The sequence below is a fragment of the Vibrio minamisatsumaniensis genome (genome assembly GCF_050337445.1).
GTDB lineage: Bacteria > Pseudomonadota > Gammaproteobacteria > Enterobacterales > Vibrionaceae > Vibrio > Vibrio artabrorum.
In genome coordinates this window covers 1-703 of sequence record NZ_JAKJSY010000187.1, presented here as the reverse complement: position 1 = coordinate 703, position 703 = coordinate 1, and the positions used below count along the sequence as shown (strand labels likewise).

The 703-nt window shown below is 44.8% G+C and carries 1 protein-coding gene and 2 pseudogenes; 1 reads left to right on the top strand and 2 read right to left on the bottom strand.

The window, feature by feature from the left end; translation table 11 throughout:
• Positions 1-269: pseudogene (locus L4B77_RS20210) on the top strand (IS3 family transposase); the annotation flags it as partial.
• On the opposite strand, the pseudogene L4B77_RS20205 reads toward L4B77_RS20210, so the two are convergent.
• Positions 266-505 (bottom strand): annotated as a pseudogene (locus L4B77_RS20205) (IS66 family transposase); the annotation flags it as partial. The pseudogenes L4B77_RS20210 and L4B77_RS20205 sit on opposite strands and share 4 nt — an antisense overlap.
• A gap of 36 nt (positions 506-541) precedes the next feature.
• Positions 542-703, bottom strand: a 162-nt coding sequence (locus tag L4B77_RS20200; protein ID WP_429752634.1) for a transposase domain-containing protein, incomplete at its 5' end; no start/stop codon positions are given.

The following is a 703-nucleotide window of genomic DNA, read 5'->3' as shown; positions in this document are numbered from 1 at the left end:
ATTGCTCAAAAGACTACCGAGATTTAATCGCAGCTCATAATCTAAAACAAAGCATGAGTAGGAAGGGGAATTGTTGGGATAACGCCTGTGTTGAAAGCTTTTTCCACTCAATGAAAGTAGAAGCCGTCTAATACGAGCCGATAATGACCCGAGAAGAGATGCGCCAAGCGCTTTTTGAATACATTGAAGTTGATTATAATCGAACAAGAAGGCACAGTGCTCTTGGGTATCTAAGCCCAGTTAACTTTGAAAAACAATATGTAGCTTAATGCGGTGTCCAGTCTAACTGGAGCAGATCATTTATCGCTTTACCCAGCGGGCTAGACTCCATCACTTGTTGAGTTGTCATCCACTCGTACAACTCATCCAGTATCGGCTTGGCATGCTGCTGACGTTCAGCTTTTCTTTTTTCAGCAGACTCTCCTTTTAAGCGGGATTCTATCCCATAGAGCTTCTGGATTTTGGCCAGCGCCTTATCTGCTTTGCCTGACTTACCTTTGCCTTGCGTATGCGCCCCATAATCCCACGGGGCGTTTTAATTTCAGTGTGAGACGTTCCAAGGCAGAAGAGAGTTAATATCAGGCTCTGGCTTTACCAGTTCTTTCATACATTTGACCATGTAATCGTAGAGTATCAGTCCGTTCGCTTTCGCCGTCTCGATGATGCTATACAGCAAAGCACTCGCATCAGCACCAAGCGGATT